Raw genomic sequence first — 4,334 nt, 5'->3', positions numbered from 1 at the left:
ACCTTCTTCATTATTTTCAAAAGATAGAGGATCGCCTACTACAATCCCACGGAAGTTCACAGCTCGAGCTACGTGAAATTGTTGTGCAATATCCACACCAACAACAAGATGTTTATCAGAAATTCTTTCAATTAGTTGATTTTGTTTGTCTTGCATTTTAAACTTCATATAAGAGTTCCTCCTTGATTTTGAGTTTTAGAGTGGTGTCTATACTCATATCTTACTGAGGAGCTCTATTTTTTTCAAAGTTGAAATTAACGCACTACAGGAATGCTAAAGGGCAGAAGAGTTTAATAAGAAAAAAGTTAAAAATTAAATTATACAGTTTACGAAGGGGAGCTTGGAGAAGTATATGTCAAAAAAAATAATATTAGTTTTTACTATTGTTTTACTTATAATTGGTGCTTATTTTCTTAGTTTGATATTGAAAAAAGACGATGTAGAAGAAATTACAAAGGCTGTTATGGCATTAGAACAACCAGAATTAAAGGTAGCTCATATTGAATTACTCGAAAAAAATAAAGCTATCGCCTTTTACGAGTGGGGTCATGGTGAAGATTCGTCGTTTGGGAATGTAATCTTGGAGAAAAACTTCTTAGGGTGGGAAATTGTTCGTGGAGGAAGTTTGTATCTGTTAGAGGACTCTAAGTTGAATTGGGGGCATTTAGAATTAAAAGATTATTTATCAAGTTATACAGATTTACTTAGAGGGAAAATAACTGACCCTGAAATTGAGAAAGTACAAGTTATCACGAAGGACGGAAAAGAATATCAAGCCAGAGTGATAAAATATAATAATGATGATAGGTTTTGGTTTTTAATTGCAGATGGAGAACTTCTGGGTGCTACCGTTACAGGACTTTCTTTTGAAGGAGATGTAATTGAGGAAATTCAAACAAGTTATTAATCTTCAGCTAACGAAGAGCTTTCCTTTAATAACGATCTTCAGCAATCGGGCCATATTCTTGAATAACTAATTGTGGAGCTAATGGAAATTTGCGATGATTGTTATGAAGTTAAAGGAGCATTAGTAGAACAATAGAAAGTCATAGGGGGGATATAAAGATGTCGAACCATGAAAATGAAGAAATGTTAACAGGAGGGAATGTCTCTAACGTTTATCGTTCTGGAGATACTGTGCGACGAGAATTAAATCCAGAAAGCGCCAAAATTCATAAGCTATTAAAGCATTTGGAGAACAAAGGTTTCAGTTATGCACCAAAGTTTTTGGGAATTGATGAAAAAGGAAGAGAGATATTATCATTTATTGAAGGGAAAGCTGGTAATTATCCTTTAAAAGAATACATGTGGTCTGATAATGTCTTAATAGAAATAGCAAAAATGCTCCGTCTTTATCATGATTCTGTGAGTGATTTTTCATTTGATGATAGCTGGCAATCGATAGATAACACCCCGAAACAATTTGAGGTACTATGCCATAATGATTTTGCAATATACAACATTATTTTTAATCATGAAAAACCAATAGGTATTATTGATTTTGATGTTGCTGGACCGGGTCCAAGACTTTGGGACATAGCTTATACTCTATATACTTGCGTTCCCTTAAGTAGATTTTATCTTTCTGAAACAGGTGAGAAAGTTTATTATAATTCATCACAGCATGCTAACCGTATAAAACAAAGAGTTAGATTGTTTTTTGAATCTTACGGTGAGGGAATAGATGAAGATTATTTGGAAATGGTATTGCTACGATTAGAAGGGTTATGTAAAACAATTACAAGAAAAGCCAATGATGGTGACATTGCTTTTCAAAAGATGATAGATGAAGGGCATCTTGAACATTATCAAAACGATATTAAATTCATTCGTGAACATGGAAAAGAGTGGTTTTAAGGGTAGGTTTTTATTTAACGGGTGGCTTTTCTTCAATTGAGTCTTTGAAACGTTCTTCCGTAATAGCGTGCTTTTCTGAAATAAGGAAAGCGTCTTTCTTCATGAAAAGGGCCAGATTGTGGAATAAAACTTAGTTAGGAAATTGGATATTTATGTTAAAGTATATAGAGAAGATTGTGAAGAAATGTACTTAAGCTAACGAGCAGTTTAGCACAAGAAGAAGCGTCTTATACAGAAGGTAATGTTAGAGGTGAGAATGTGAATGTGAATTTGAATTGTTTAGGGTGTAGTTTAGCTAATAAATTATCACCTGTACATGTAGTCTACGAGAACGAATATGTTTGTTGTATTTTAGACCATGACCCATTTAATGAAGGTCATGTTATGATACTACCAAAAGAGCATTTTGCAGATGTCGATGAACTTAATGAAGATACCGCAAATGCCGTAATACAGGCATCAAGGTTAATTTCAAAGGCTATAAAGGCACTTTATAAACCTGACGGTATAACAATATGTCAAAATGGAGGAATTTTTAGCGAGCTAACTCATTTTCATATGCATGTTATACCAAGATACAAACATCAATCGTTTGCTGACTTTTATATGGACGAGCCATTAAATAACGAAAATGAAAAAAATAAATTATTAAATACAAGGGATGAGTTAGCAGAATTTATCAAAAGAATAATTTAATTCTTCCTCAAGTATCGGGGGCGATAGCTTAATAAAGGTTATCGCCTTTCTCTTGTTGAAGTAACGAGGCAGTAGTGTTTAATAAGCAAATATTTAATAAGTAATGTTAGGAGTTCAAGTTATGAAAATTAGCAAAAGTAATGCAGAACATTATAATTGGGGCAATAATTGCGATGGCTGGTACTTAGTTAATAAAAACGATTTAAGTATTATTCATGAACGTATGCCACCAAATACATATGAAGTAAGGCACTATCATAATCATTCTCAGCAGTTTTTCTTTGTCTTATCAGGAACAGCTACGCTTGAGGTTGATGGCACTATAATAGAATTAAATTCACAAGAGGGCTTTGAAGTTTCTCCACTTGTTCCACACCAAATGTTTAATAAAACCAACCAAAAATTAGAATTTATCGTCACTTCTCAGCCAAATAGCAAGGGTGATAGAGTTTTAACAGAGGAATAATCTTCAACTAACGGATGCTTTTCTTCAATAACGATCTTCCGCAATCGGGCGCGATTGTGGAGCAACACAGCTAGAAAATGATCAAACTTTTTTATAAAACTGAAACTTAAATTTTGAAGCAACGTAATAAACACTTTATGTTGCTTTTTTCTGTCTGTATGTAAAATCCTAGTGTCCGTTTAAGTACACTTTTATAGACTGTTAGAAATCTATATTATTTCAGTCCGTAATCATATATAATTTATTTTATAGACGTTCATTAAAGATGATATACTTTTTTGGACGTTTTTTGTATAAAAAAGTAATTTTTAAGGGTGAGAGTTTTGAAAAAACGTTTCGGTTATGTAAGAATTTCCAGTAAAGACCAAAATGAAGCAAGGCAGATAAAAAACATTTTAAATGCAGGAGTTAATGAAAGAGATATTTACATAGATAAGCAAAGTGGGAAAAATTTTGATCGACCTCAATACCAAGCTTTAAAAGATCCTAGTCGTTTAAGAGAAGGAGATACCATTGTATTTGATTCCATTACTCGAATGGGGCGTAGTATGGATGATACCTTAAAAGAATATAGATGGTTTGTTGAAAATGGTATTAACCTAGAATTTATAAAGGAACCTATGATTAACACGAATAGTGAAACAGATGATGTAATATTAAAAGCTATCCAGCAAGCTGTACTTGTAATTCTTACTGCATTTGCAGAAAAAGAGCGTTCTGATATTCGTGTACGACAAGCTGAAGGAATTGAAGCAGCAAAGAAGAAAGGAACAAAATTTGGACGACCTTTAAAAAGCCTTCCCGAGGAATGGGATGAGCTTTATCTTCAATGGAAAAATGGACAAATAAAGGCTATAGAATTTATGGAAATTGTTGAAATGAAAAAATCAACTTTTTATAAAAAGGTAAATGAATACGAACTACTTAATCCCAAACGTTCTTCTTAAACAATTTTATTGTATGTGGGGTCTGTGTAGCAATGGAACTCGATCACGCAGCAACTAGCGGACATTATATATACACATAAAAATAATTTTAAAAAAGACTTTTTGAAGCGGCTATTTACGAACTGGATTATTCTAAAGCACTTGAAAACGGCTAAACTAATATTTATATTTGTTTAGGTCATTTCATCTACACTCATATTTTTATCTATACAAAGCAAAACGATAATTTTCGAAAAGACATTTTAAACCATGAGTATTTCAATAATATTGTGAAGCCGTTTATGAATCGAGTTAAGTGAGGGGGACACTAACCATGAAACTAGCCGAGATCCAGAAGGAGTATGAAGAAATTTACCATTCTGCCCTGA

5 protein-coding genes and 1 pseudogene are annotated in these 4,334 nt (G+C 32.9%); 5 read left to right on the top strand and 1 reads right to left on the bottom strand.

Going from position 1 to position 4,334, the window contains the following annotated elements; all coding sequences use genetic code 11:
- A pseudogene (locus PQ474_RS25600) lies at positions 1–168 on the bottom strand (IS110 family RNA-guided transposase); the annotation flags it as partial.
- A gap of 184 nt (positions 169–352) precedes the next feature.
- Between PQ474_RS25600 and PQ474_RS25595 the strand changes: the two are divergent.
- The 5 genes from PQ474_RS25595 (at position 353) to PQ474_RS25575 (ending at position 3,966) form a co-directional block, all read left to right on the top strand.
- Positions 353–907: a hypothetical protein gene (locus PQ474_RS25595; RefSeq protein WP_273848403.1), complete on the top strand. Its 555-nt coding sequence runs from the start codon at positions 353–355 to the stop codon at positions 905–907.
- A 158-nt stretch (positions 908–1,065) separates the two neighbouring features.
- On the top strand, positions 1,066–1,857 hold the full coding sequence (locus tag PQ474_RS25590) for a phosphotransferase (RefSeq protein WP_273848402.1): 792 nt from the start codon (positions 1,066–1,068) through the stop codon (positions 1,855–1,857).
- Between the two features lie 258 nt (positions 1,858–2,115).
- On the top strand, positions 2,116–2,553 hold the full coding sequence (locus PQ474_RS25585) for an HIT family protein (RefSeq protein ID WP_273848401.1): 438 nt from the start codon (positions 2,116–2,118) through the stop codon (positions 2,551–2,553).
- A 121-nt stretch (positions 2,554–2,674) separates the two neighbouring features.
- Complete coding sequence (locus tag PQ474_RS25580) at positions 2,675–3,019, top strand: cupin domain-containing protein (protein ID WP_273848400.1); 345 nt, start codon at positions 2,675–2,677, stop codon at positions 3,017–3,019.
- 323 nt (positions 3,020–3,342) lie between these two features.
- Complete coding sequence (locus PQ474_RS25575) at positions 3,343–3,966, top strand: recombinase family protein (RefSeq protein WP_390187262.1); 624 nt, start codon at positions 3,343–3,345, stop codon at positions 3,964–3,966.
- Positions 3,967–4,334: the final 368 nt, after the last annotated feature.

This window comes from Halalkalibacter alkalisediminis, from assembly GCF_028610705.1.
GTDB classification, from domain to species: domain Bacteria; phylum Bacillota; class Bacilli; order Bacillales; family Bacillaceae_D; genus Halalkalibacter; species Halalkalibacter alkalisediminis.
The sequence above is the reverse complement of the archived record's forward strand: the minus strand, read 5'-3'. Positions and strand labels throughout refer to the sequence as shown.

What these genes read in the sequence shown, in the direction of transcription:
- PQ474_RS25595 (WP_273848403.1), top strand. Translation starts at nt 353, where the DNA reads ATGTCAAAAAAAATAATATTAGTTTTTACTATTGTTTTACTTATAATT.
- PQ474_RS25580 (WP_273848400.1), top strand. Translation starts at nt 2,675, where the DNA reads ATGAAAATTAGCAAAAGTAATGCAGAACATTATAATTGGGGCAATAAT.
- PQ474_RS25590 (WP_273848402.1), top strand. Translation starts at nt 1,066, where the DNA reads ATGTCGAACCATGAAAATGAAGAAATGTTAACAGGAGGGAATGTCTCT.